The sequence below is a fragment of the Peribacillus sp. Hz7 genome, from assembly GCF_042136355.1.
GTDB lineage: Bacteria > Bacillota > Bacilli > Bacillales > DSM-1321 > Peribacillus > Peribacillus asahii_A.
In genome coordinates, this window is record NZ_JBHHJV010000029.1 from 1 (window position 1) to 23,887 (window position 23,887).

Consider the following 23,887-nt stretch of genomic DNA (forward strand, 5'->3'; position numbering starts at 1 on the left):
CCTTCCAAGCTGATGATGAGGGTTCGATTCCCTTCACCCGCTCCAAAATGGGCCTATAGCTCAGCTGGTTAGAGCGCACGCCTGATAAGCGTGAGGTCGGTGGTTCGAGTCCACTTAGGCCCATCATTTATATTTTTTATTGTTCCGCAGTAGCTCAGTGGTAGAGCATTCGGCTGTTAACCGAACGGTCGTAGGTTCGAATCCTACCTGCGGAGCCATTTTTTATAGAAGTGAGAAATTGAATTTCTCTTTATTTACCGCATAAACATAATCCCAGTGGGGGTTATTTTTTTTTGAATTTGGAGATTAAGTTCATGCTGATGTCCTATGCTTCGAACCTATGTATTACAGGGAGCAGAGGAATAACTACAATAATTCAAAACCTATTCGATTATATATTATTAAAAAGAGGATGACTGAAAAGGCTATTTTTAACGCCCTTTTCAGTCATCCTTTTAAGAAGTAGCTATTTTATGCTGGAATGTAGTTATTTTGTTTTTTGTTTCTTTAATCAGCTGTTGGATTTTAGAGATATCTTGTTGTTCTTTTTTTGCTTCGTAAAGGAGTGGATAGAGACTCTTTTCGATATCTACATAATCTTTCGGGTACTGTTTTTCTACTTGTTTTTCGATAACGTCCCAATATTTATCAAGATTTTCACCCGAGCTTTGAATGTTCTTCTTATTAACGGTTGATTGTTGTAACTCTTCTAAAGCAGTTAAGACTTTTTCAATACCATCATTCAGGTCAGTAGATATGTTTTTATGGGTTTCTACTGCCTCTTCTTGTGAATGTTCTGTGGTTCGATCTTCACTTTCATTCGAACTACAACCTGCAACCATCATCATGATAATGGTTGATGCACTTAAAAAGTAACGAAACGTCCTCATATTATTCCTCCTATTTTTAATACATACCTATTTTATCCATTTCATTTATAGGTTAATCATATTGATTTAATTCATAACATATCTATAGGCTTGCTCTAGTTTAATCGCAAATTGATATTTAAATATGACGATTTTTCATGTAAGATAATAATAAAAGTAAAATAATAGGGAATTTTCGATTGATTTGTTGAAAAGTACGGGGGGAAATAAATGCGTTTCGAAAAAAGTATTGAAAGGGATTTGGAGAAAAACAGTAATATTTTTACTGAAGTTTTGACAACATATTTTAAGAAAATGAAAGGGGACGCAAAAAGGCAGGTCAAAATTGATTACATAGATTCGCTTGTTTCTGTTATAGGTGGATTTATTGCCATGATTGCAATCGGTTTCGTTGCCATTTATTTGGGGTACCCAATGGCGCTCGCTCCGCTTGGCGCAAGCTGCGTACTTGTGTTTTTAATGCATAAGGGTCCACTTTCGCAGCCGCGACAGGTAATTGGCGGCCATTTTTTCTCTACTACGGCGGCGCTTACTGTGTGGAGTATAATAGGGCACAGTTTATTTACAATAGGATTTGTGGTTGTGATTGTGCTGATGATTATGCTTCTTACCGATACGTTCCATCCTCCAGCAGCAGCTAGTGCTCTTGTGGCTGTTAACTTTGAATTAGGTTGGGGTTTTCTGCTTGTGGTTATGATTGGGGCGTTACTGTTAGTAGCGGTTTCTACCTTCTATAATAATATCTTTCAAAGAAGACAATATCCACAGCACTGGTTATAGAAGAGTGATAGTTTAATAGAAAAGCTAGATTCATCCTGTTCAATGTTGGCTCATTTTGTGCGAAACTGTGATTTCGTTAAAATGAGCCAACATTATTTTATTAACACTAATGTTTACCAAAGTCTTTTTCAATATCAGTTATTCCTTACCTTTAGATATGTCCCCAAGTGTCTCCTTCGATTTACTAACTGTTTCATCTATAGATTTTGACTAAAGTTAAATGCTTTAAATTTCCCTTTTCCCATATTGTATCTTTGATCAATACCCAGCATTTTTCGCAATAAATATCAAAAAATAGATTCTATTTATCGGTATGATGGATGTAAGGAGGTTCGGGATATGAGGTATTTGCCAATCATCCAGAAAACGATAGAAAAGATTGAAATGAGCTTACATGAAGAGCTGTCTTTAGAAAATATTGCTTCGTTTGCAGGATTTTCTAAATATCATTTTCACCGTATCTTCCAAAAAGAAGTAGGTGTCACGGTTTCAGAGTATGTTCGATATAGGAGAATTACGAATGCAGCAGCTCTATTAATGTATACCGATGAGAAGATCTTAGATATTGCCTTTACTTATCGTTTTGAATCCCAAGAAGCGTTTACAAGAGCTTTTAAAAAAGTATATCAATTACCGCCGGGGCAATATCGAAGAATTATGTCCAACATAACGTTACAAAGGGAGGAAAGAAACATGAGTCAGGAACAAAAAATTAAAGGTTGGTTGTTGAGCGGAAGTCACCCTTTTCATTATGAAATTGGAATTGATTATGGAGTAGTACATAAAGGAAAAGGATCTGGGTATTTAAAATCAGTGACTGTTGAATCTCCAAATGAATTTGGAACGTTGATGCAAGAGTTTAAAGCAGACCAGTATAAAAATAAACGACTGAAGCTATCAGGGTTTATTAAGACAAAAGGTTTGAGCGGGTTCTGTGGATTGTGGATGCGGGTTGATTCAGCGATGCAAGATGTGCTGGAGTTCGATAATATGAGTGACCGCCCCATTACAACGGATACAGAGTGGAATCATTATTCAATCGTTTTGGATGTCCCTGAAAACAGTGCTGTTATTTCCTTCGGCATATTGCTTAATGGACATGGACAGGTGTGGATTGATGAATTGAAATTTGAAGAAGTAGATAAAAGCGTGCCAACGACGAACCTGAGTGCAACGCATGATCTTTTAGATGAACCAACTAATTTATCTTTTGAGGAAAGCCTAAACGAATCATCCAACAATGAATAGCATCATAGCATATAGCCTTAGTAAAAGAAGCTGCCTATAAAGGACAGCTTCTTTATGTTTAGATTTTAAATTGTCGTACAATACCGCTTAATTCCTCTGACATGTTGGCTAATGATGCCGCAGAGGAGGAGACTTCATCCATCGATGCTAATTGCTCTTCAGAGGCCGCAGCAATTTCTGTTGTGCTTCCAGCGGTTCCCTTGACGATTTCGGCAACTTCTGCAGCAGAAGCGCTCACTTGCTCAACGCTAGCTGACATCTCCTCTGATATTGCGGACACTTCCTGAAGTTCAGAGCTTACATGTTCAATTGATTTTAAAATAGAAGTGAATGCACTGCCCGTTTCTTCCACCAATCGCATGCCATCTGCCACTTCCAAGCTATTTTTGTTCATCATATCGACAGCTTGTGTTGTATCGGTTTGGATTGCTTGAATGATATCAGCAATTTGTTTGGCTGATGCACTAGATTGTTCTGCTAATTTTTTGACTTCGTCGGCCACAACGGCAAAGCCGCGACCATGTTCTCCAGCGCGAGCAGATTCAATTGCCGCGTTGAGAGCAAGAAGATTTGTTTGGTCGGCAATATCGGTAATAACACCAATGATTTCATCAATTTGACTAGAGCGTTGGTTTAGTTCTTTCATAATACTGTTTGTTTCGTTTGTCGAGGAATGAATCGACTCCATTTGCTTAATGACTCTTAGTAAGGAATCATTTCCGTGCTGTGCTTGTTGAGATGTGCCTAAAGCAGATTCTGCTACGGTCGATGTCGTGTTTGCTACACGTTGAACACCAATTGACATTTCGTTTACGGTATTCGCTGCATCCATTGCATTAATGGTTAAAGCTTCTGAACTTTTAGCAACTCCTTCAATAGAAGAAGTGATTTGATTCGTTGCGGAGCTTGTTTGTTCAGCGCTTGCGGTTAATTCTTCGGCAGAAGCCGCAACTTGTTCGGAAGTGAGACTCACTTGTTGGATGACGTTTCGTAAATTTTTAGCCATTTGATTAAAATCATCTGCTAACTGCCCAATCTCATCTTTATTCTTCACTTTTATTTTTTCTACGACTAGATTCCCATTTGCAATTTGTTCAGTCGTTTTAGAAAGTAATTGCACAGGCTTTGAGATATGTTGACTAATCCATAAAGCAATGACTATACCAGCTATGATTGCTAATATACTAATAATGAGAACGAGAGTAATAGTATCCTCCGTTTCATTTGATAATTGTTGACTCGTATGGAGTAGATTATTTTGTTGATATGTTAATAGTTCATTAGTGTCTTTATTCAAATCAGCAACGATAGGTGTAGTCTTGGTTCTTGTTAATTCAATATATTCTTTTTCTTTATTTTGATTTTTTAAAATAATTAATTGGTCTACTAACTCTTGGTATTGCGCTTCATATTCGATAATTTGATTTACTAATGTTGTACCTTTGGAGTCTAAATTAAGTTTTAATAGTTCACTGCTTGCTTTTTTGAAGTTTTCTTTAGCAGTTATATTGTGGTCTATTTGTGTTTTTGCTCCGCTTACTAAGAATCCACGCATAGCTATCTGTTCTTCATAAATGGAATCTACCATATCGGAAGTCAAGCTGATTTTCTCTAAGCGAATTTCAATGGCTTCCGAGTAACTGTCGTTAATTGCTTTCAATTGATAAAAACTAATGCTTGATATGACGGCTAATAGAATAAGAATGATTGAAAAACTAAGCAATAACTTTTTTCGAATATTCATGATATGAATCAACATCTCCTTGTGTGTTTTTTACTAGGTTGAATTAAATAGAATATAGGTGTTTTGTAACATTTGTTTCATATTTTGAGTAATAAGAACTATTTTTTATACTATAATTGATTCCAAATTAGTGCAAGGTAAAAATTTGCAATCAAAGTGTTAAGTATCCTTTTGGTAGGGGGGGTGTTATTAAGGGAATCAATTTCTACAGTTATATTGATGTTAGGGGGGCGGGGCAACATCCATAACGAATGTTATAGGTGAGGTTGCTTTGACGATTTTAGTTAATAAAATGGGCTTAAGAGAATAAAAAACGCATTCTAATTGAAAGGATAATTAGAATGCGTTTTTTCTTTTCGTAGTGTTTAGCTATTTCAATCTATATCTTGAATGATTCAAATTAATTGATTTAATCGTTTTGTTCTGCTGCTTGCGTTGATAAAGATTGTTTTGTGTTAATGCATAAATAACAAGTGCTGTACCGAATACTTCATATAAACTAATAGGATGACCTTGTAACGTAACGACGACCAGAGTAGTCACTGGTACAAAGTTTATAAATAAGATGCCGCTAACAGGAGAGAGAATTTTGATTCCTTTATTCCAAGCTAATAAAGCGATTAAACCTGGAAAGAGAATCATAAAAATCATGTCATAACGCACTTGGTAGATGACCTCTAGGCTAGGAACATCTACAATATGAAAGGCCGTTGCAACCAAGGTAATCAGGCCTGTCGTAATCGTTCCTAGTAAACATGTTAAAGTAGAATATCGTAAGGTAGACCAGCCTTTAACTGATTCGCCTCCCATAGAATAAATACACCAACCAATGACTGCAATAAGCATGAATAAAATCGGGAATAGATTCGTTGTTAAGATAGAAGCAAACTCAGTACTTCCATTTGTCACGACAATAAAGGCGCCGATGAATGCGCAGGAAATTGTGATAAACTGATAGTTTTCGGGCTTAATTTTTTTATATATCCAAATAATTAGAATGGATAACATTGGCATTATCGATTCCATAATAGAAGCGACGACTACACCTGAACGCCCCATCATATGCTGTCCAAGAAAAATAAGAATGTTGTAAACAGTAAAACCTGCTACACCAAATAATAAGAGTGTGAAAAATTTCCCTTCAAATCGAAACGCTGTTTTCCCTTCCTTCATGAATAAAATAATGACTAACAAAAGCGTAACGGAACCATATCGAATTAACGTGAAAAATAAAGGGTCTATGTATGTCAATGCATGATCCGCTACTGGAAACATCGCTCCCCAAGATATACAGGCAATTAAACAGAGAATAATGCCTGCTAGTTGTGTGTTATTTTTCATCTTGCAACTCCTTCTAATAATAATAGCTGTCTAACACATCTTATTCGAGGTATACTATTATGTAAAATGATTAAAAAAGATTAAAATCATCATTAAAAATGATAGTTAGAAGGTGTGTATATGGAAATCCGTGATTTGCAGATCTTTCAAGCTGTAGCTGAGCAGAATAGTATCAGTAAAGCAGCGGCGAATCTTAATTATGTACAGTCAAATGTGACGGCTAGAATTCAAATGTTAGAAAAAGAATTAGGAACAAAATTATTTCATCGCCATAAAAAAGGGATGGTTTTAACAGCAGAAGGGAAAAGACTACTAACACATTCCCAGAAAGTTTTAACAGAGTGGGCAGAAATAAAGAATTTATTTCTAGATTCAGAGAATCCTAGTGGAACTCTTACAATCGGTACTGTAGAAATCGTTAGTCAGCTTCCGTATATTTTATCTAGTTATTTTACGAAGTTTCCGAATGTCGATTTATCATTAAAAGCAGGTGTTACAGAGGAGCTTTTGACAGAAGTTCTTCATTATCAATTAGAGGGAGCTTTTATTACGGGGCCTATCCAACATCATTTAGTGGAGCAGTATCCAGTATTTGAAGAAGAATTGACTTTGGTTACGAATAATCCTCAATTTGAGAAAACTCAGCTTGTTAATCAAACTTTATTAGTATTAAACAAGGGTTGTGGATATCGGCTAAAATTAGAAAATTGGTTGAAAGCAGAAGGGGTTTCCCCAAGGAGAGTTATAGAATTTAGTACGCTGGATATGATTATTAAAAGCGTTACATTAGGTTTAGGTATTACGGCTGTTCCGAAGTCATACATTGAACAGCTCTCAGATTATAAGAATTTATATTGTCATCAGATTCCGGAAGAATTTCAAACGATTGTTACTTTGTTTATCCGAAAAAAAGACACGTATATGACGAACTCGGTCAAACAATTATTAAATATTATTCTAGAAAAAAAGGAATTGCTAGTAAGCGGGAATAATAGAGTTAATAATAAATCGATAGGATTATGAGGTGAATGGGCGAGATTCTTAATGAATGTGGACTGATTCTTCATTTTAAAAAAGAGGATGCCTAACAGTGTATATGTTTCGGGCATCCTTTTCATGTTTAGCGTAATGCGTCAACGAGACTTTTCCCCCATCTGGACCATTACTTGTGATAATATCTTCATGCGGAACTATGTTTTGAATGACATATGCAGCTTTGTTTGCTTGTAATTCCGTAATCATTTAATCAACAGGGTAGCAAGTTGCTTGTCTTTCTGCAAGTAAGCCTGTTTGAGCAACGGCAACGGAGCCTGCACAAATACCTGAAACAAGTACTTTTTGTTCATATGCTTGTTTTAAGAAGCTTGTTAGTTCTTCATTTTTAATCCCTCGATTATTGTCTTAGTTAGTGGGATCGATAAGGATTCTAGACTTTGATTAGAGTCGTTAATCCCCCAGTGATAGATAATTCCCATAAGACCTTGAGTAATCATTATTGCTATTTCATGGATGGATTGATTAGTGCCAATAGAATCTTTTTCTTTGGCTTCTTCAAGTAATGTAAAAATAATTTGAAAGAGTGAGCGATTTGAATTTAAAAAGTAAGTATGCTCTTTGGAATTTAAGGCAGCACTATAAATTACTTTCATTAAATCTTTACCCATTTCTTCTTCTAAAAATCGCATTAATTTTTGTATGAAAATAAATAACTTTTCAAGAGGATCCATGTCTTTTGGGAAAGAATGAAATACTTCAAGATAATAATCATCAACTTCCGTAAAACGTACTAAAAATATATCGGATTTTGCTGAGAAGTGTTGATAAAAGGACCCTTTCGATGTGCCGCTTTTTTTCACAATTTCGTCGACCGTTACTTTATCAAATCCTTTTTCGCTAAAAAGTTTTAACGATGTTCTTAAAATTTTTTCCTGCGTTTTCTCTCCCCTGCGTTGTTTTTTTCGTGTTTCAGTCATATAAAAACCTCCGAATAATAGTTGACAAAATATTCCACTTACTAATAGAATTAGACTACAGTCTAGTTATCTTGTATTTCATGTAACTTATATCTTAAATAATAACAAAAATTTCTTTTTGCTGTTTTTAGTTTTGGAGAAAAAAGATAACGCTTACATTGAATGAAGATTAAATACTGGAGGAGAAATTATGAATAAAATTATCAAATCTAGTGAAATAGGTAAGTGTTTTAAGAGTGGCGATCAAATTTTAGTTGGTGGTTTTGGCTTATCGGGAACCCCTTTAACTATTATTGACGAACTATTAAAAGTAGATATTCATGATTTAACAATTGTTAGTAATAATTTAGGTGATGAGGGACAAGGGTTACACAAACTATTCATGCAAGGAAAAATCAAAAAAGCTATTGGGTCATTTTTTACGATTAATAAAGAAGCTGTAATTGCTTGGGCTAAAGGAGAATTAGAAATTGATTTGCTGCCTCAAGGTACATTAGCCGAAGCTATTCGTTGTGGTGGTGCTGGTATTGGTGGTTTTTACACAAAAACTGCTGTTGGAACTGAGCTAAGCAAGGGGAAAGAAGAAAGAGAGATTGATGGAGAAAGATATATTTTTGAAAAAGCGATTAAAGGTGATGTCGCTATTATAAAAGCAGCTAAGGCAGATAAGCTTGGGAATTTACTATACCATACTACAGCCAGAAATTTTAACCCGATGATGGCTACAGCCGGAAAAATTGTTATTGCAGAAGTTGATGAAATTGTCGAGGTGGGTGATTTGGATCCGGAATATATCGTCACACCTCACGCTTATGTAGATTATATGATTCAAAGCAATTATTCAAAAGTAGGGAGGGATTATGTTGAGTCCAGATAAAAAGCATGTCATTGCTAAAAGAATTGCTGAAGAATTAGAGGATGGTCAAATTGTTAATTTAGGTGTAGGGATTCCAACATTGGTTACCTCATATTTAGGTGATAAAAGAATTTATTTGCAAACGGAAAATGGTTTATTAGGAATGGGACCACATCCTACAGAAGAAAATGTAGATATTGATTTGATTAATGCTGGTAAAGAACCCGTTACCTATTTGAAAGGTGCCTCATTTTTTAATAGTGCGGATTCTTTTGCCTTAATAAGAGGCGGTCATGTTGATGTAGCTGTCTTAGGTACACTTCAAGTTAATATACATGGTGAAATTGCTAATTGGGCAGTTCCTAATCAACCAATATTAGGTGTAGGAGGTGCAATGGATCTAGTAACTGGAGCTAAAAAAGTGATTGTAGCAGCTACATTATTTGCTAAGGATGGATCATCCAAATTGGTTCAAGAATTATCGTATCAATCAAGTGGGATCCGAAGAGTAGAGTTATTTGTTTCCGATTACGCTGTTTTTAAATTTACGGATACAGGCGTAAAAGTAGTAGAGATGATTGAAGATATTTCAATAGAAGAATTAAGTGAAAAGGTTGGTTTTCAGTTAGAGTATCTTAAAGATTTAAGTAAATTAATAAATAAATAGTGAGGGGTAACATATGAGAAAACAAAGAACTGTTATTGTAACGGGAGCAGCGGGTGGATTAGGTCAAGCCATTTCAAAACAATTTGTTCAACAAAATGATTTTGTTTATGTTGCAGATCTTAATCAGGAAGCTGCAGATAAGGTTGCACGTGAATTAGGAGAAAATGCGAAAGGTATTGCGCTAGATGTAACAAATGAAGAGTCCATTAAAAGTGCATTAAAGAGCATTTTTGATGAAAAAAAATCAATTGATGTATTAATTAATAATGCTGGATTACAGCATCGGGCAACGATAGAGGAATTTCCTTTAGAAAAATGGAACTTGCTGATCGACGTCATGTTAACGGGTGTATTTTTAATGACAAAGCATGCTTTTCCTTATATGAAGAAAAATGAGTATGGACGTATTGTTAATATTTCTTCCGTTCATGGTCGAATGGCAACTCCTGAAAAAGTAGCGTATGTAGCCGCTAAACATGGAGTCATTGGCGTAACGAGTGTGACAGCATTAGAGGGGGCACCGTATAAAATAACGGTTAACTCTATTTTGCCGGGTCCTGTAAAAACCGAATTATTAATGAAACAGATTAATAGTTTAAATGAAAAAGGAATGACAGAGAAAGAAGCACTAGGGGAAATTATGTATCCAAAACAAGCGATGAATCGTTTTATTGAACCGGAAGAAGTGGCTTCAGGTGTCGTTTATTTAGCATCGGATGCAGCTAGCGGTATTACGGGAGAACATCTTAGCGTTTCAGGTGGCATGTAATTAATAAATATAGGGGTGAATTAGATGACAACTTATATTATTGATGGAGCACGAACAGCTTTTGGAACTTTTGGTGGATCGTTAAAAGATGTTAGTGATATTGATTTAGGTGCAGCAGCAACTAAGGGAGCTATTAAAAGAAGCGGTATTTCAACCGCAGATATAGATGAAATTATATTCGGAAATATTATTCATACAAGCAGTAGCTCTGCTTATTTAGCACGGCATATTGGTCTGAAAAGTGGTTTAAAAGAGTCATCCTCTGCACTTACATTAAATCGATTATGCGGTTCAGGCATGCAGTCTATCGTATCGGCAGCGCAGTCAATTGCTCTAGGTGATGCAAATGTCATTGTTGCAGGAGGAACCGAAAATATGAGCTTAGCTCCCCATGTATTAAGGGGAACACGTTTTGGTTCGCCTAATAAGGCACCAGTGATCGATGACATGCTTTGGGAAACTTTAACGGATCAATATGTTGGTTGTGGAATGGGCATGACAGCTGAGAATTTATCAGAAAAGTATAATATTTCTCGTGAAGAACAAGACGAGTTTGCGGTTCATTCACAAGCAAAAGCGCTTCAAGCGAGAGATAGTGGTCGTTTTGCAGAAGAGATTGTTCCAATTTCTATTAAAGATAAAAAAGGAAGAGAAAAAGTTGTTCATGTTGATGAACATATAAGAGAAGGCGTCAACTTAGAAAACTTAGCTCTACTAAAACCGGCTTTCAAGAAAGATGGAACGGTCACTCCGGGAAATGCAAGTGGAATTAACGATGGCGCTGCGGCAGTTATACTAGCATCTGAAGAGTATGTTAAGGAACATGAGTTAAAACCGTTAGCTAAGATTGTTTCATGGGGTGTAGCTGGTGTTGATCCAAAAATTATGGGGATAGGACCTGTTCCAGCAAGTAAAAAGGCCTTAGAAAAGGCTAACTTAAGTTTAAATGATATCGATTTATTTGAATTTAATGAAGCGTTTGCGGCTCAATCGTTGGCTGTCATTAAAGAGTTAGGTGTCGATATAGAGAAAGTAAATGTAAATGGAGGGGCGGTAGCATTAGGTCATCCTGTTGGGGCGAGCGGAACAAGAATCACCTATTCTTTAGCAGTTGAAATGAAGAAAAGAAATGTGAAGTATGGATTAGCCTCATTGTGTATTGGTGGCGGTCAAGGAATTGCTGTCATTTTGCAAAATACGCAAAGTTAAAATAGCATAATAGCCCATAAGTAGCGAAGAGCATTTTAATGTAATGATTAAAAATGTGGAAAAGGAGAAATAGGCTATGAATCAATCTATTAGTGCGATAGAAAAAAGAACGGTCGGTAAAACGATGAAACGCATTCTCCCATTTATTCTCATTCTGTATGTTATTGCTTATCTAGATCGGGTTAACCTAGGTTTCGCTGCTTTAGAGATGAATGCAGATTTAGCTTTATCTGCTGAAGTTTTTGGCTTACTTTCTGGTATTTTCTTCATTGGTTATTTCTTTTTTGAAGTTCCAAGTAATATGATTATGCATAAAGTGGGTGCGCGTATATGGATTGCTCGTATTATGCTTTCATGGGGAATTATTGTGATTTTAACTGGTTTTGTGCAAACGGCTACGCATTTGTACATCCTACGTTTTCTATTAGGTGTCGCTGAAGCTGGATTTTTCCCAGGTATTATTCTGTATTTAACATATTGGTTTAGAGCTCGAGAACGCGGGCGAGCAACAGCTGTCTTACTACTAGCTTTACCGATAGGCGGATTATTTGGTGCACCTATCTCAACGTGGATTATTGATAATATTTCTTGGTTCAATATGGATGGCTGGAGATGGATGTTTATTCTAGAAGGAATTCCAGCTATTATCTTAGGGGTCATGGTTATTTTTTACTTAACTAATAGACCTGCTAATGCTAAGTGGTTGTCTAAGGAAGAAAAGGACTGGTTAGAAGGAGAACTAAGTGCTGAACAACAAGTAAGTGCTCAAATAAATAAAGTCTCGAAGCTAGATATGCTGAAGGATTCAAAAGTTTGGAAGTTAGCGTTATTTTATTTCGCTGGTTATACAGGGGTCTATGGATTGTCATTTTGGATACCAACTATCATTAAATCCTTATCAGCAAGCACAACGACTAACTTAGAAGTAGGTTGGTTGGCCATGATTCCTTCATTAGTTGGGATTCCAGCTATTATATTTGTGGGTTGGAATGCAGATAGGACTAATGCATACAAACTACATTTAATTGTTTCCATAATAATTGCAATTATTGGATTTATCGGATGTAGTTTTTCAGGAAGTATCTTTATGATGGTGCTTATGCTAACGATTACATCTGCTGGATTATATGGATTTACTGGATGTTTCTTCGCCTATATGACATTCTTCTTTACCGAGTCTACGGCACCTGTTGGTATCGCTTTAGTTAACTCATTTGCAGCTTTGGGTGGATTTGTCGGACCGATGATTCTTGGAATGGTCGTTTTTACTCAAGGGATGCTTATCTTAGCTGGACTACTCGTTATTGGTCTAATTACTTTATTAACATTAAATTTAACAAATCAACATGATAAGAATATGGTAAAGGAAGTCCAAAAAAATATCAATTAATCATAATAAAGTAAGTAGGATGTTAAAAACAGAGAAATTGTAGAAATTTCTCTGTTTTTTTTATCTTAAATACCAATTCATTGCATTTTTATAAAGAACCTTTTTTGCTGGCTCTTCTTCTAGAGTATTATTTATTAATTCTATATCTGAATTTGACAATAGGGATGTTTTTACTTTATTTATTTGGGATACCGGCTCAAGCATTTATTATGGATCTTCCAATTATAGATGTAGTGAAGGTCAGTCTTGTTTATCTTCCAGGAGATACGATGAAGGCGATACTTGCTTCTATTATCGTATATAGATTAAGAAAGCATCCATTCTTTGCTCGACAGTCGAAGAATTTAGCAGCGTAATAAAATGATAAATTTATTGAATATTTCAATATTTTTGTTTTGTTCAATCTTATTTTATGCTACATTAAAAAAATAACATGAAAGGATGAACAACATGTCTCAGTTAGAAAATGTAACATTAATTAAACAAGCAAATGTATATTTCGATGGGAAAGTAACGAGCCGTACAGCTATCTTGCCTGATGGTACGAAGAAAACATTAGGAATTATGCTGCCGGGTGAATATGAATTTTCCACAGATTTAAAGGAAGAAATGGAAATCTTGGCTGGCCATTTAGAATATAGGCTGACAGGAGAAGATTGGCAAACAATCGAAGGAAGCGGTGTATTTTACGTGCCTGCTCAGGACAAGTTTCAATTGAAAGTCCATGCGGTTGCGGATTATTGCTGTTCGTATATTAAAGAGTAAGATTTCTAGAACACCAAAGTTTCAGTTCATCTGAGGTTTTGGTGTTTTTTACTATTGTAAACTATTATTTTATTATGTTGACATATCGAAATGTAAACCTGTACAATGATATTATTTACAATATATCATTGATGTGGGGGATTATCATGAAGATTAAAGACATAACATATGTGGCTTTATTTGCAGCGGTGATGGGAGTATTAGGGCTTATTCCACCGATTATGTTAACATTTACGCCCGTTCCAATTACACTTCAAACATTAGGTGTCATTTTAGCAGGGGGAATATTGGGGGCTAGGCTCGGCGCGTTGAGCCAAATTGTATTTTTATTAATTGTTGCAGCAGGTATGCCGCTTTTATCGGGTGGTCGCGGTGGTTTAGGTGTTTTTGTAGGACCAAGTGCAGGGTATTTATTTTCATATCCAATTGTTGCTTTTTGTATTGGTTATATATTATCTCGTGTTCGTACATTATCGTTAAAACATGTTTTAGCTACGAATCTTACGGTAGGTATTTTCCTGCTTTATATATTTGGGGTTCCAGCTCAAGCATTTGTAATGAATCTTGACATTGTTGATGTAATCAAAATGAGTACGGTCTATTTACCAGGTGATATTTTGAAAGCCTTATTGGCCTCGTTTGTAGTTTATAAATTACGGAAAAACCCTGCTTTTAATCGAATGATATCTAAATCTGCTGCTTGATTTGGGAAGGAGTATAGTATGCATGCGATTACTGCTACATATAGAACACACGCGGAGAGTTTTCCGAATAAAGTGGCGATTCAAACAATGAATGAATCGCTGTGTTATAGAGATTGGTATGAGAGGGTAGAGAAAACAGCTTCTTGGTTTAACGGATTCAATACTTCTAATCAAACAGTTGGGATTTTAATGCCAAATGGGATTCCATTTTTACAGCTTTTTGCGGGAGCAGCGGCGGCAGGGTGGATCGCTGTTCCTTTTGATATAAAATGGCGGGAGGAGGAAATTCAAAAACGTCTGGCTCTTTCGTCTCCTTTTGTTTTACTCACGACAAAAGAGTTATATGAACGTGTGAAGCACCTCCATCCTAATATCCAAGTGTGGGAGCCTTCTTGCTTAGAAAAAGTAAATGAGATTGATAGAGTTGGTAAAGAGAATAGTGGGGATATGCCCTTTTATTTAGGCTTTACTTCAGGATCAACAGGAGAACCTAAAGCATTTATTCGCTCCCATCAATCGTGGATTGCGAGTTTCGAATGCAATCTGTACGATTTTCATATCGATGCGAATGATCATGTCCTGATTCCAGGTGCTCTGATTCATTCGCATTTTCTATATGGAGCAATTAGTACATTATATTTAGGTGGTACGGTGTATGTATTAGAAAAATTCTCTGTACCTCAAACTTTATCAATTTTAGAGGCTGAGCCTATTTCCGTTGTGTATTTTGTGCCAACAATGATTGAAGCGCTGCTCAGGGAAGAGGAGGTCATTGAGCGTCCTGTAAAAATTATTTCTTCAGGTGCGAAGTGGGAAATGGATTCTAAACGAAGAATTCCAGAGGTATTTCGCGATGTATCGATGTATGAGTTTTATGGAGCAAGCGAGCTGAGCTTTGTGACGTTCTTATCTCATAAGGAAAATCAATTGAAGCCTAATTCTGTCGGTAAACCGTTTCATAATGTAGAGATTCAAATTCGTACATCAAACGGTGATGTAGCGAAAACGAATGAAATAGGTAAAATCCATATTAGAAGTGATATGGTATTTATCGGTTATCTACATCCGCAGAATCGTACCATTCGTTCTATTCACGATGCAGAAGGCTGGGTTACGGTAGATGATATGGGCTATATTGATGAAGAAGGGTATCTGTATATAGCAGGCCGTGAGAAGAATATGATTTTATACGGGGGCATTAATATTTTTCCTGAAGAGGTAGAGGCCGTTTTATCACAGCATCGAGATGTGGAATATGTCGCTGTTGTTGGAATGGCTGATTCCTATTGGGGGCAAATGGTCGCAGCGGTCATCGTAGGGTCGGCCCCGAAACTGGAGCTCAAACGATTATGTAAGCAGCACTTAGCTGCGTATAAAGTTCCGCGCAAATGGTTCTTTATTGAGGAAATGCCGCTTACGGTAAGCGGGAAAATTGCTCGTGCACAAGTTCAAGAATGGATTGAGAGGAAGGAGGATTTATTATTAGAAAGGCAGTGATTGTCCAGGCGAAACGAACACCGATTGGGAAAGAAAACGGGATGCTGCGAGAACTTCAGCCACATGAGCTCGCAGCACCAATTCTTCAACATTTGGCAAGTGGTATCGAGGAGAAAATAGATGAAGTAATAGTAGGAAATGTCGTAGGTCCTGGCGGCAATATTGCTCGTTTAGCTGCTTTAGAAGCGGGTCTGCCTTACTCGATTACAGGATTAACACTCGATCGCCAGTGCAGTGCAGGTTTAGAAGCAATTCGTATGGCTTGTTATTTTGTGCAAGGAGGAGCAGGGCAATGTTATATCGCCGGCGGTGTAGAAAGTACGAGCACCTCTCCTTATGAACAGCGGGCTCAATTTTCTCCCAATCGTATTGGTGATCCTGACATGGGGGTAGCCGCTGAGCATGTTGCTAAGAAATATGAAATTAGTCGAGAGCGGCAAGATGAGTATGCGCTATTAAGTTATCAGCGCAGTCAAGAGGCTTATACGAATGGTCTGTATGAGCAAGAAATTCTTACAGTTGGGGAACAAAGCAGCGATGAAGAATTGCTTCGTGAACGAAAAATAGAGAAGTTATTGAAAAGAGCAAGACCGATTTTCGTGAAAGAAAATGGGACGGTAACCGCTGCTAATAGCTGTGCGATTCATGACGGAGCTTGCGCTACATTAGTAATGGAAGAAACATTAGCAAAGCAGCTTGGTTATCAGCCTGTATTGCGCTTTGTCGATAGTCAAGTGTCCGGCGTGCATCCTTTTTATCCAGGAATCGCTCCTGTACCAGCCATTCAAGAATTATTAAACAGAAACAGTTTAACGATAGAAGATATTGATCTTGTGGAAATCAATGAAGCATTTGCTTCCAAAATTGTTGCTTGTGCACAAGAACTGTCGATTCCTTATGATAAATTGAATGTATGCGGTGGAGCGATTACGATTGGACATCCGTATGGAGCGTCAGGCGCAATGCTAGTCACTCGCTTGTTTTATGAAGTTCAAAGACGCCAACATGTGAAATATGTGTTAGCCGCAATTGGAAGCGCTGGAGGAGTCGGAGTGACGGTGTTGTTTGAGGTAGTGTAAATAAGCCATGAAAAGGTGCATCTATAATGAAGGGCTACATTCTAAAAAGTAATTCGTCCAATACTTATTTGCTATTAATTGATTTTTCAAAAAAATGATATACTAAAGGGCGAAAGTTATTCTAGTTCATGCAGAGAGGAATTGTCCGATGAAACATATTTACACAGGTAAAACGAAAGACGTATTTGAACTTGAAGATGGTAATTATTTATTAAAGTTCAAAGACGATGTAACAGGCGAGAACGGTGTATTTGATCCAGGTGCTAACACGGTTGGTTTAACTTTAGAAGGAGCAGGTCGTGCGGGACTTAGCTTAACAAAGCACTTTTTCGAAGCATTAAAGGAACAAGGAATTCCTACTCATTACATAGATGCCAACATTGATGAAGCAACAATGACGGTTAGACCCGCTACTGTATTCGGTAAAGGATTAGAAGTAATCTGCCGTTACCGTGCTGTTGGCAGCTTCTTGCGTCGTTACGGATTGTATGCGGAAGAAGGCCAAGCATTAGATGCATTCGTAGAAGTAACATTGAAAGATGATGGACGTCAAGATCCGCCAATCAGTGAAGATGCACTAGATATGCTAGGTATTTTAACAAAAGCTGAATATGCAGTGTTAAAAGATTTGACTCAACAAATCGGTAATGTTGTCAAAGCGGAATTAGCGAAAAAAGATATTGAACTATACGATATTAAATTTGAGTTTGGTCGAGTGGGCGAAGGGAAAGAAATCGTGTTAATCGATGAAATTTCAGGTGGAAATATGCGTGCGTATAAAAACGGTGAATATATTGAACCGCTTCAATTAGAAAAATTAATGTTAGAAGCGTAAGAAATGACCCCAAATTGAGGACATAATTGTCCTTGATTTGGGGTTTTTATACTTTGAAACAGATTACTCCTTTAGAAATCGTGCCAAATATAAGGGGAATCATGCAAATTTGTTAGAGAATCGTGCCAAATATAAGAGAAATCATGCCGATTTGCTAGAGAATCCCGCCAATTAACATGCCATTCCTTATACCGTCTAAAATGAGCCAAATTTATGTTATAAATAGCCGTTTTTTCGGCCGCTTAATATGTGAAAACCTTGATTTTGTAAGCGCTTTATGTTGGCATGCGACTTGCATTATATAGTAAGTGAAGTTAAAAAAAGGGCGTCATTTATAGGAAGGCGCCGCTAGAAAAGGGAGGAAATGAAGCATGAGCGCAGCAAATCAAGGAAGCACGTTAAAAGTAAAGGCAGGTCAAGAGGTTAAAACAATGAAGGCAGCAGTAGTCAATGAATTTAATCAAAAGCTTGAAATTAAAAATGTCCCTGTTCCTGAATTAGAATACGGCGAAATTCTAGTTAAGATTAAAGCGTGTGGTGTATGTCATACTGACCTTCATGCGGCACATGGAGACTGGCCAGTTAAACCGAAGTTGCCACTTATTCCAGGTCATGAAGGTGTGGGTATTATTGAAAAAGTAGCAGAAGGCGTGACGTCCTTAAAAGTTGGTGATCGCGTTGGGATTCCGTGGTTGTATTCGGCGTGTGGGGAGTGTGAATATTGTTTAACAGGACGTGAAACGCTTTGTCCAAAACAATTGAATGCAGGTTACTCAATAGATGGAGCATATGCTGAGTACTGTAAAGCTCCAGCACAATACGTTGTCAAAATTCCAGAAGGTCTTGATTTTGCGGAGATTTCTCCAATCTTCTGCGCAGGGGTAACGACGTATAAAGCATTGAAAGTATCAGAAGCAAAGCCAGGTGATTGGGTAGCGATTTATGGGATTGGCGGACTAGGTCACGTAGCTCTTCAATATGCAAAAGCAATGGGCTTTAACGTTGTTGCCGTTGACATTCAAGATGACAAGCTGGATCTTGCGAAGGAACTAGGAGCAGATTTAACGATCAATGGTTTAAAAACTGATCCGATTCAAGATATTCAAGACAAAGTGGGCGGCGTGCAAGCAGCTATTTCTGTTGCCGTTACGAAAAAAGCATTTGAACAAGCATATAGATCCGTGAAGCGTGGGGGAACATTGGTAGCTGTTGGCCTTCCGAATGCCGAATTGCCAATTCCAATCTTTGATACCGTGTTAAATGGAGTAACGGTGAAAGGTTCAATCGTTGGAACAAGAAAAGACCTTCAGGAAGCGATTCAATTTGCAGCAGAAGGCAAGGTACGTACAAATATTGAAACAAAACCGCTTGATAACATTAATGAAGTGTTCGAACGTTTAGATAAAGGCGAAATTAATGGCCGTGTTGTATTAACAATGGAATAGAGGTTGAGAGAAAAGAAGCTAGCAATCCTCCAAGCTAGCTTCTTTTTCTTTGTTACGGAGCAAATGGAACAAAGTATCGAAACATAAAAGCAATAAGTGAAAATAAGGAGATCGTACAAATAAAAATGAAATGAAGGATGATATAGAGAATTTTCCACTTACTTTTAATAAAGAATGAATAGATGAATCCAAACAGAGGGTTCAGTATTAAAAAAGGCAGCGCAACAGCGATAAAACCTTTGGCTATTAGATGTAGAACCCTCGAATCGAAACTGCCAAACGTTAGTAGACAAATCAATAATATTAGCACAATAATTGTGGCAATCAAAGAAGTGAGTGAAACTTTAGAAGCATTTTGGAAAAATGTTTTCATAGCAAACCTTCCAATTTCTAAGAATGACTTTTTTCATTTAAAATATACCGCAGTTTCCGCATAGAAATGTGCAGTCGTTTGGCTGCTTCGGTGCGATTGCCGTATGTTTGTTGGAGAGCTTGCAGGACGAGTTCTTTACTAACAATAGATTCTAGCTTTTTCATTTCTGATAGTAGGTCAGCGAGATTCATCTCCTTTTTTTGCTGAAATTCTTCAAAAAGTCTTTTTCTCCATTCAGCAAGAGGGTCATTTATCATCGTTTGGACAGCTTTTGTCTCTGGATTTGCTTGGAGCATGTGACTGTTCGGCAGCACGATATCTTCTGCTGTTATTTTCTGTTCAGAGTCAGTCAATGTGAGTGTTCTTGTTATCACATTGGACAGCTCACGAATATTGCCGGGCCAATCGTAGCGTTGTAGTTTTTCGATTGCACAGTTTGAAAATGTCCTGTTAGCTTGTCCATTTCGTTCAATTAGATGTTCAATGAGCAGCGGAATATCGGCTTTCCTGTGGCGCAGGGCTGGGATATCGAGCTTCACGACGTTCAGACGATAATATAAATCTTCGCGAAATTTTCCTTTCATTACGGCTTTCTGCAAATTTTCATTAGAGGCAGCTACTAATCGGGCTTTAGTGTGGAGTATTTGGCTGCTGCCAACACGCATAAATTCTCTAGTTTCTAGTACCCTAAGCAGCTTTACTTGAATAGCTGGGCTCGCATCGGCAATTTCATCGAGAAAAAGCGTCCCGTTCCCGGCAATTTCAAAGAACCCTTTTCTTTGCTGAGTTGCTCCAGTAAATGCCCCTTTTTCATGTCCAAATAATTCACTTTCTAAGAGAGATTCGGAAATAGCCCCGCAATTAAGGGCAATAAAGGGCTCATGGCTTCGTGGACTAGCTAGATGAATGAATCGGGAGAGGACTTCTTTACCAGTACCTGTTTCTCCTTCAATCAATACGTTTACAGATTTTTGAGCCACTTTGTATGCTGTTTCAATAAGTGCTGGCATGGAGGAGTGTTCCCCCATAATGAGTCCTGAATCATGAGCGAGTTTATGCACGACTTGCTGATGTTGAGCGGTACAATGATTTAATAGATTTTCCACTTGTGCTTCGAGGACAGAGATATCATCAAAAGGCTTTTCCATATAGTCACTTGCACCAAGCTTCATCGCTTCCACAGCTGTTTTGATTGTACTATAGCCAGTCATAATGAGTGCCTTGCAGCGAGGTTGCAGCGTTTTTAAGTGCCGCAAAAGGGAAAGTCCGTCACAGTCCGGCAGCTTTAAATCAATCATAGCCACATGGAAATGATGGTTATGGAAGTCGAGTTCATAAAATTGTTGACCGCTGTTAACAACCTGAACATGATAGCCTTTTAAAGTAAAAAGACGGGATAAGAAAGTGCCAACTTCCTTTTCATCATCCGCAATAAGCAGATTAATCATGTAATCACCTCATTTGGTAAAGGGAGTTTTAATCGAAATGTGCTTCCGTGACCGTCTACACTTTCAACTTCAATCGTGCCGCCGTGATCATTGGCGATTCCAAGGCTGACTGATAAACCAAGTCCGGTTCCTTTATCGCGTTCCTTTGTTGTGTGAAAAGGGTGAAAAATAAGTGGTAAACGCTCCGTTTCAATCCCAATTCCGTTATCTGTAATAGCGATAATAATGGAGTTGCACTCAAGATAGGACTGAATGTGCAGCAGTTTTTCCGTTGATGTAGAAACATCTAAGGCATATTTAGCATTTAACAGTAAATTGATAATAATTTGTTCAATATGCGGCTGACTGCCAACTATAAGCGGTAGATCTTTTTGTAAAGAAAGACGAATTGAAATCGCATTTTTTTCAAGCTGAAATTTTAATAGATTAAGAACTTGATGAATAGCTTCATTCACCGAGTAATGCTGAAATTTGTATTCGTCCTGTCTTGAAAAAGTAAGAAGGCTTTTCACAATTTGTTTGCAGCGGTCACCGCAGTTTTTAATATCCGTTAGTAAAGGATAATCCTGATGTTCAGGAGGGGTATTTCTTAGTAAAAGTTGTGAGTTTCCAAGAATGGCCGTTAACGGGCTATTTAATTCGTGAGCGACACCAGCAGCCATTTCACCGATAGCGCCGAGCTTGCCGGCATGAAGCAGTTGGGCTTGGATCTGCCGTTTTATTGTTACATTTTTAAAGTAGGCAATGACACCGTATACTTGTTGTTCCTTATTTTGAATAGGGTACGTATTCATTTCTAAAATGATGTCGTGTGGAAGCAGAATTTCTTGGAATTTTGGTTTTTGGGAAGAGAATGTATCTTGGATGAGTGGTTTTGCTTGATCTATGACCGCTTCAAGAGCGGAAAAGTTTTTCGCTGAATCATTGCACTTGTATAGGTCAATTTGACGGTCAAATACAACAATCATGTCTTCCACTGCCTTAAAGGTGTCTTCCCATTCTTGTTTTGCACGAAGCACTTCTTTATAAAGAGCTGCATTTTCGAGCGTCATGGCTAATTGATTAGAAAGCTGCTCGAGAAAGTCTAATTCTTCAGGTTTCCATTCTTGCTGGTTTTTCCTGCCGAATGTTAAAACACCAATCCCTTCATTTTTGCTGTACAAAGGGACTAGTAAAAGGGTTTCAATGTTCAAAGCAAGCAGCCGTTTTTTCTCAGAATAGAGAGCAGGTAAGTGGTCGACTTGAAGATGAATTAATTGTTTGCCATGAAGGGCAGACGTATAAAGAGAAAGCTGCTGCATATGGGTATTAAACTCCAATTCAAGATCACAATGTTCCTCAGGATGAATGTGGAGCAAGGAAGGCTCTTCCTCATGCAAGATAAATAAATGACAATCATCAAACGTGATAAGCTGCTTTAGCTTACTCATCACATTGCGTAAGATTTCCTCAATGCTCATATCAATGTGAATATTTTTAGTTAAATCATTCATGATTTCAAGCTGCATATTTTTCTGTTTTAATTGATCAATTGTTTTCTTTAATTCCGTATAGTACGTTTTTTTTGAAGATTTTACACCGGTTAGTAAATCGATTAATTGGTCTTTATTCATATTCTTCACCTCATGATTATAAGGCTTTAACGAGTAAACTTTTTATTTGATCAAGGGACATATCACGCGGGTTCGTAATCATACAGGGATCCTCTAGAGCTGATATGCCAATTGTTCCAATCATCTCTTCCGTAATCCCAACATCACCTAAACATGTTGGGGTTCCAATATCATTGGATAGGTCTCTGACGAATTGAATTGCAGCATTGCCTGCTTGCTGTTCTGTTAGCGTGCGTGTGTCAATTCCCATTATTTCTGCTAATTCACTAAATCGTTGTGGAGAAGCAATTCGATTGAACTCCATCACATGAGGGAGCAGAATTGTGTTAATTTCTCCATGAGGTAATAAGTATTTCCCGCCAATGGCATGGGAGATGGCATGGGTTGCTCCTAAGATTGCATTAGAGAAGGCTAGTCCAGCCTGTAAGCTTGCCATAGCCATTGCCTCTTTTGCTTCTTTATTGTTTTTGGAAGCAACAGATGGTCGTAAATAGCGTGAAACAAGCGATAAAGCATTTTTGGCTTGAACATCCGTAAGCGGTGTAGCGGCAATTGACACATAAGATTCAATCGCATGTGTTAACACATCCATGCCCGTTGCTGCGGTTAGTTCAGCATCTTTCGTTGTTAATGTGTTTGGATCAATAATGGCGATATCAGGGACAAGCGATTTCGAAATAATGGTCATTTTCTTTTGATGAAAAGAGTCCACTATAACGGAAAATTGTGATACCTCTGAGCCAGACCCTGCTGTTGTCATTACCATTACCATAGGAGGCAAGGGAGAGTGGATTTTATCGATCCCTTCATAATCACAAATGTCTCCTCCATTGGTTGCTAAGATGGCGATGGCTTTGGCTGCATCGAGCGCACTGCCTCCGCCGACACCGATAATAGCGTCGCACTCATGTTGAAGAAAAGAGCGGCAGCCAGCTGTGATTTCGCGATCTTTCGGATTTGTTGTCGAATCAATATAGATGGAGAAAGCGAGCCCTGCACGTTTGCATGATTGCATGACAATATTAAGCCATCCTGCAGTGGCTACTCCAGCATCACTGACGATAAAGACGTTTTTAGCACCCAAGCGAGAGCAGGCATCTCCAACCTGCTCAATGGAGCCTTTTCCGAAAATAATTTCTGGAATCACAAATGTGTTAAGAGACATTGTCAACATCCTCTCCTAAGGTAATGGGCTTTCTACCTCTCATTATTTTACATTATAAGGGAAAAGTCTTGTTTGTTCGACGAAATTTTTTTTGTA

23 protein-coding genes and 2 tRNA genes are annotated in these 23,887 nt (G+C 37.6%); 17 read left to right on the forward strand and 8 right to left on the reverse strand.

Annotated elements, in window-relative coordinates; translation table 11 throughout:
• Nucleotides 1–49 precede the first annotated feature (49 nt).
• Nucleotides 50–123: transfer RNA gene (locus ACE199_RS21300), tRNA-Ile, on the forward strand.
• Between the two features lie 20 nt (nt 124–143).
• A tRNA-Asn gene (locus tag ACE199_RS21305) sits at nt 144–218 on the forward strand.
• A 237-nt stretch (nt 219–455) separates the two neighbouring features.
• Here ACE199_RS21305 and ACE199_RS21310 read toward each other — a convergent pair.
• Complete coding sequence (locus ACE199_RS21310) at nt 456–890, reverse strand: hypothetical protein (RefSeq protein WP_375351520.1); 435 nt, start codon at nt 888–890, stop codon at nt 456–458.
• Between the two features lie 210 nt (nt 891–1,100).
• Here ACE199_RS21310 and ACE199_RS21315 point away from each other — a divergent pair, with 210 nt between their 5' ends.
• Both ACE199_RS21315 and ACE199_RS21320 read left to right on the forward strand, forming a co-directional pair.
• Nucleotides 1,101–1,670, forward strand: coding sequence for an HPP family protein (locus ACE199_RS21315; RefSeq protein WP_375351521.1), 570 nt, complete (start codon nt 1,101–1,103; stop codon nt 1,668–1,670).
• Between the two features lie 339 nt (nt 1,671–2,009).
• On the forward strand, nt 2,010–2,918 hold the full coding sequence (locus tag ACE199_RS21320; RefSeq protein WP_375351522.1) for a helix-turn-helix transcriptional regulator: 909 nt from the start codon (nt 2,010–2,012) through the stop codon (nt 2,916–2,918).
• Between the two features lie 58 nt (nt 2,919–2,976).
• On the opposite strand, the gene ACE199_RS21325 is transcribed toward ACE199_RS21320, so the two are convergent.
• Together ACE199_RS21325 and ACE199_RS21330 are read right to left on the reverse strand one after the other, a co-directional pair.
• Nucleotides 2,977–4,662: a methyl-accepting chemotaxis protein gene (locus ACE199_RS21325; RefSeq protein WP_375351524.1), complete on the reverse strand. Its 1,686-nt coding sequence runs from the start codon at nt 4,660–4,662 to the stop codon at nt 2,977–2,979.
• A 369-nt stretch (nt 4,663–5,031) separates the two neighbouring features.
• A complete protein-coding gene (locus ACE199_RS21330; protein ID WP_375351526.1) occupies nt 5,032–6,003 on the reverse strand; it encodes a DMT family transporter in 972 nt (323 codons plus the stop codon).
• A 120-nt stretch (nt 6,004–6,123) separates the two neighbouring features.
• On the opposite strand from ACE199_RS21330, the gene ACE199_RS21335 reads away from it, so the two are divergent.
• Nucleotides 6,124–7,026 carry a LysR family transcriptional regulator gene (locus ACE199_RS21335; protein WP_375351527.1) on the forward strand — a complete coding sequence of 301 codons (903 nt, stop codon included), beginning with the start codon at nt 6,124–6,126 and terminating at the stop codon, nt 7,024–7,026.
• A 219-nt stretch (nt 7,027–7,245) separates the two neighbouring features.
• Here ACE199_RS21335 and ACE199_RS21340 read toward each other — a convergent pair whose 3' ends face one another.
• Both ACE199_RS21340 and ACE199_RS21345 read right to left on the reverse strand, forming a co-directional pair.
• Nucleotides 7,246–7,389, reverse strand: coding sequence for a DJ-1/PfpI family protein (locus ACE199_RS21340; RefSeq protein WP_375351556.1), 144 nt, complete (start codon nt 7,387–7,389; stop codon nt 7,246–7,248).
• A complete protein-coding gene (locus tag ACE199_RS21345) occupies nt 7,371–7,976 on the reverse strand; it encodes a TetR/AcrR family transcriptional regulator (protein WP_375351528.1) in 606 nt (201 codons plus the stop codon). The genes ACE199_RS21340 and ACE199_RS21345 overlap by 19 nt, the downstream gene beginning before the upstream one ends.
• A 190-nt stretch (nt 7,977–8,166) precedes the next feature.
• On the opposite strand from ACE199_RS21345, the gene ACE199_RS21350 reads away from it, so the two are divergent.
• From ACE199_RS21350 to adhP, 12 genes are all read left to right on the forward strand, one after another.
• On the forward strand, nt 8,167–8,853 hold the full coding sequence (locus tag ACE199_RS21350; RefSeq protein WP_375351530.1) for a CoA transferase subunit A: 687 nt from the start codon (nt 8,167–8,169) through the stop codon (nt 8,851–8,853).
• Complete coding sequence (locus ACE199_RS21355; RefSeq protein WP_375351531.1) at nt 8,837–9,499, forward strand: 3-oxoacid CoA-transferase subunit B; 663 nt, start codon at nt 8,837–8,839, stop codon at nt 9,497–9,499. Before ACE199_RS21350 ends, ACE199_RS21355 begins: the two co-directional genes overlap by 17 nt.
• Before the next feature lie 13 nt (nt 9,500–9,512).
• Entirely contained in the window at nt 9,513–10,268 is a 756-nt protein-coding gene (locus ACE199_RS21360) for a 3-hydroxybutyrate dehydrogenase (protein ID WP_375351533.1), read from the forward strand.
• 24 nt (nt 10,269–10,292) lie between these two features.
• Complete coding sequence (locus ACE199_RS21365) at nt 10,293–11,477, forward strand: acetyl-CoA C-acetyltransferase (protein WP_375351535.1); 1,185 nt, start codon at nt 10,293–10,295, stop codon at nt 11,475–11,477.
• Between the two features lie 76 nt (nt 11,478–11,553).
• Nucleotides 11,554–12,867: an MFS transporter gene (locus ACE199_RS21370; RefSeq protein WP_375351537.1), complete on the forward strand. Its 1,314-nt coding sequence runs from the start codon at nt 11,554–11,556 to the stop codon at nt 12,865–12,867.
• Nucleotides 12,868–13,031: 164 nt separating this feature from the next.
• Nucleotides 13,032–13,223 (forward strand): biotin transporter BioY, encoded by a 192-nt coding sequence (locus tag ACE199_RS21375; protein ID WP_375351538.1) that lies wholly within the window; start codon nt 13,032–13,034, stop codon nt 13,221–13,223.
• 94 nt (nt 13,224–13,317) lie between these two features.
• Nucleotides 13,318–13,632, forward strand: coding sequence for a pyrimidine/purine nucleoside phosphorylase (ppnP, locus tag ACE199_RS21380; RefSeq protein ID WP_375351540.1), 315 nt, complete (start codon nt 13,318–13,320; stop codon nt 13,630–13,632).
• 146 nt (nt 13,633–13,778) lie between these two features.
• The gene (locus ACE199_RS21385) at nt 13,779–14,336 is read left to right on the forward strand and encodes a biotin transporter BioY (protein WP_252288398.1); all 558 of its coding nucleotides are present in this window, start codon (nt 13,779–13,781) and stop codon (nt 14,334–14,336) included.
• Nucleotides 14,337–14,354: 18 nt separating this feature from the next.
• Nucleotides 14,355–15,833, forward strand: a complete 1,479-nt coding sequence (locus ACE199_RS21390) for an AMP-binding protein (RefSeq protein ID WP_375351542.1) — start codon at nt 14,355–14,357, stop codon at nt 15,831–15,833.
• A complete protein-coding gene (locus tag ACE199_RS21395; protein WP_375351557.1) occupies nt 15,818–16,912 on the forward strand; it encodes an acetyl-CoA C-acyltransferase in 1,095 nt (364 codons plus the stop codon). The genes ACE199_RS21390 and ACE199_RS21395 overlap by 16 nt, the downstream gene beginning before the upstream one ends.
• A gap of 148 nt (nt 16,913–17,060) precedes the next feature.
• Nucleotides 17,061–17,747, forward strand: a complete 687-nt coding sequence (locus ACE199_RS21400; protein ID WP_252292680.1) for a phosphoribosylaminoimidazolesuccinocarboxamide synthase — start codon at nt 17,061–17,063, stop codon at nt 17,745–17,747.
• 431 nt (nt 17,748–18,178) lie between these two features.
• On the forward strand, nt 18,179–19,192 hold the full coding sequence (gene adhP / locus ACE199_RS21405) for an alcohol dehydrogenase AdhP (RefSeq protein ID WP_375351558.1): 1,014 nt from the start codon (nt 18,179–18,181) through the stop codon (nt 19,190–19,192).
• A 390-nt stretch (nt 19,193–19,582) separates the two neighbouring features.
• Here adhP and ACE199_RS21410 read toward each other — a convergent pair whose 3' ends face one another.
• Genes ACE199_RS21410 through ACE199_RS21420 form a run of 3 tightly spaced genes read right to left on the reverse strand, consistent with a single transcriptional unit; the run spans nt 19,583 to nt 23,791 of the window.
• Nucleotides 19,583–21,013, reverse strand: coding sequence for a sigma-54-dependent transcriptional regulator (locus tag ACE199_RS21410; RefSeq protein ID WP_375351544.1), 1,431 nt, complete (start codon nt 21,011–21,013; stop codon nt 19,583–19,585).
• A complete protein-coding gene (locus ACE199_RS21415) occupies nt 21,010–22,626 on the reverse strand; it encodes a sensor histidine kinase (protein WP_375351545.1) in 1,617 nt (538 codons plus the stop codon). Before ACE199_RS21415 ends, ACE199_RS21410 begins: the two co-directional genes overlap by 4 nt.
• Nucleotides 22,627–22,642: 16 nt before the next feature.
• Nucleotides 22,643–23,791 carry an iron-containing alcohol dehydrogenase gene (locus ACE199_RS21420; protein WP_375351546.1) on the reverse strand — a complete coding sequence of 383 codons (1,149 nt, stop codon included), beginning with the start codon at nt 23,789–23,791 and terminating at the stop codon, nt 22,643–22,645.
• Nucleotides 23,792–23,887 lie beyond the last annotated feature (96 nt).